Here is a 2967-nt window from a genome sequence, read left to right on the forward strand (position 1 = left end):
TTCGTCGCCGAGGGCGACCCGGACGTGGTGATGGTGGCCGGGCGCTGGACGCTCCTGGACCGCGCCGCCGCGCCGCTCCTCGCGGAGTGCGCCGCCCGCGAGGTCTCCGTGATCGCCGCGGCACCCTTCAACTCGGGGCTGCTGAGCACCGACCACCCCGAGGAGGGCGGCCGCTACGACTACGGCACGGTGCCCGCGCCCGTGCTCGACCGGGCCCGCGACCTCGCCGCCCGCTGCGCCGCGCGCGGCGTCCCGCTCCCCCGGGCGGCCCTGTGCTTCCCGCTGCGTGCCCCCGTCGTGGCGAGCGTCCTCGCCGGTTTCCGCAGCCCGGCCGAGGTCACCTCGGCGGCCGCTCACCTCGCCCACGGGGTCCCGGAGGAGGTGTGGGCCGAGCTGGAGGCCGGTGCCTGAGCGCGCTCAGCGCGGGCGCGGGGAGCGGCGGCGGCAGGACAGGACGACGAGGAGCGGCCACACGGCCTGGACGAAGGTCAGGGCGCGCTCCACGATCCCCGTCGCCCGCCCGGCGAGCAGGGAGGCGAGCAGGAGGACGGCGCCCAGGGCCATGACCGCGCTCGCGCCCGCGCAGACGCGTGGCCGCAGGCCCCGGGGCACCGGTGTGCGCGAGCGGTCGGCCGCCAGGACCGGCCACAGGGCGAGCAGCACGAAACCGGTGGTGGCGACGGCGCCGTGCCCGCGGCCAGCACGCTGATGGTCGTGGTGGCGGGATCGTATCCGGGGCCCTGGAGCGCCTGCGCTCCCGACCAGGCGCCGACCAGCACGAAGGGCGCGCACACGGCGGCGAACAGAGCCCACCCGGGAACGTCTCGCATGGGAGCACCCTAGGTTTCGGCCACCCGCCCGGCGGAGCACGACGCGGCCGACGCCCTCGGACGGCGGCGCCCGGCACCCGCCCGTACCGGAGGAACCTCCCGTACGGGCGGGGGCCGGGCCTCGGCACCGTGCTCAGAGCGCGCGCGCCGGGTCGGCCGGTCCCGGCAGCCCGCCGGGGGGTACGGCCCGCGGGGCGTCCTCGCCGCCGGTGGTGTCCTCGCTCTCGGCGAGGAAGCCGCCCGACTGGTGCTGCCACAGCCGGGCGTAGGTGCCCTCGGAGGCGAGCAGTTCCTCGTGGCTGCCCTGCTCGACGACCCTGCCCCGGTCGAGGACGACGAGGCGGTCCATGTCGGCCACGGTGCTCAGCCGGTGGGCGACGACGAGTGCCGTTCGCCCCTCCATGAGCCGCCACAGCGCGTCCTGGACGAGGATCTCGCTCTCCGAGTCCAGCGCGCTCGTGGCCTCGTCCAGCACCAGGACGGGGGCGTCGCGTAGGATGGCCCGCGCGAGGGCGACGCGCTGGCGCTGGCCGCCCGAGAGCTTGACGCCGCGCTCCCCCACCAGGGTGTCGAAGCCCTCGGCGAGCTGGTCGGCGAACTCGGTGACGTGCGCGGCCCCGGCCGCCGCGCGGATCTCCGCGTCGGTGGCGCCGGGCCGGGCGAAGGCGATGTTGTCGCGCAGGCTCCGGTGGAACATCGCGGGCTCCTGCGGGACGTAGGCGATGAGCGAGCGCAGGTCCCGCTGGCGGAGCCGGCTGATGTCCTGACCGCCGATCAGGATGCGCCCGGCGTCGATGTCGGACATCCGCAGCAGGAGCCGCGTCATCGTCGTCTTGCCGCCGCCCGACCTGCCGACGAGCCCGATCCGTGTCCCGGCGGGCACGTCCAGGTCCAGGCCCCGGAAGAGGGGCTTCGTGCCGGAGTGCGCGAAGTGCACGGCCTCGAAGCGGACGGAGGCGTCCTTCGGGGCGAGCGGTTCGGGCTCCGGCGGGTCGAGGACGGTGGCCGGTTCCAGGAGCAGTTCGGTGAACTGGGCGGCCTCGGTCACCGAGCTCTCGATGCGCCGGTAGATCTGGTTGAAGTCGAACATGATCGCGCTGGCGTTGGAGAAGTAGGTGAACGCCACGACGATCTCCTCGACGCCCGCGCCGCCGCCGGCGAAGGCGAGGGCGAGCACCAGGCCGAGCACGTTGGTCAGCACCGACATGGGGGCGATCAGGGTGTCCACGCGGAGATTGCCGTAGTCCCACGAGAGCAGGGTCAGGCGGCGGGACTCGGCGACGCGCGCGCGGTGCTCCCCGGCCTCCCGCTCCTCGGCCGCGAAGGCGCGGATGGTCTCCACGTTGGTGAGGCTGTCGGCGACGTGCCCGGAGACGCGGGCCAGGGCCGCCTCCCGGTCGTTGACGATGCGTTGCCTGCGCCTGATCAGCGGGATCACGGCCGTGGTGGTGATCGTGATCATCACCACGAGGCCGACGACGAGCAGCGGTTCGTAGAGCCACAGCACCACCGCGCCGAAGACCAGCGGCACCAGGTTGCCGAGGACGTTCCACATCATGGTGTCCACGACGTCCTCGAAGCGTTTGCCGTAACTGAGCACGCGTTTGGTGAGGGAGCCCGCGAAGTTGTCGTGGAAGAACGCCGGGTCCTTGGCGAGGAGTTCGTCCATCCCCCGCACGTAGAGGTGTTCCATGCCGCGTGCCTCGACCCGGTTGAGGCAGTGCAGGCCGACGCGCCACAGCACCTCGGCGAGGAACAGCGTCGCGCCGAAGCCGATGATGTAGGGCGTCGCCTCGCCCAGCGAGAGTCCCCGCTCGTCGGCGATCCGCCCGGCGAGCTTGGCGATCAGCAGCGGGCCCAGGTAGCGGGTGCCGATGTTGCCGAGAGAGGGCAGCAGGAGCGCGGGCAGCGCCAGGTTCCACTGCCGTCCCAGTTCCTGGCCGTAGTGGCGCAGGGCCAGCACGACGGCACTCCTGCCGGGCGGTTCGTTCTCCGTGTCCGTTGTTCCCATCTCACTCCCCGTTGGTCCGGAAAGCGGAAGTCTTGCCTCGCGCCGGGCACGCGGTCCACGCATTTAACGCGGACCGGCGAGAACCAGACACCGGGACGGGAGCGGTGAGGCGGGGGAACGCGGCGG

3 protein-coding genes are annotated in these 2967 nt (G+C 73.5%); 1 reads left to right on the forward strand and 2 read right to left on the reverse strand.

Translation table 11 applies throughout. The features are described from left to right. Positions 1 to 411: aldo/keto reductase (locus SSBG_RS03755; protein WP_037868874.1), on the forward strand; the 411-nt coding region annotated here is incomplete at its 5' end. 6 nt (positions 412 to 417) lie between these two features. On the opposite strand, the gene SSBG_RS36010 is transcribed toward SSBG_RS03755, so the two are convergent. Then, positions 418 to 663 carry a hypothetical protein gene (locus SSBG_RS36010; RefSeq protein ID WP_420790260.1) on the reverse strand — a complete coding sequence of 82 codons (246 nt, stop codon included), beginning with the start codon at positions 661 to 663 and terminating at the stop codon, positions 418 to 420. A 300-nt stretch (positions 664 to 963) separates the two neighbouring features. Next, positions 964 to 2841: an ABC transporter ATP-binding protein gene (locus SSBG_RS03765; RefSeq protein ID WP_037868875.1), complete on the reverse strand. Its 1878-nt coding sequence runs from the start codon at positions 2839 to 2841 to the stop codon at positions 964 to 966. Positions 2842 to 2967 lie beyond the last annotated feature (126 nt).

It is taken from the genome of Streptomyces sp. SPB074, from assembly GCF_000154905.1.
In the GTDB taxonomy this organism is placed as follows: domain Bacteria; phylum Actinomycetota; class Actinomycetes; order Streptomycetales; family Streptomycetaceae; genus Streptomyces.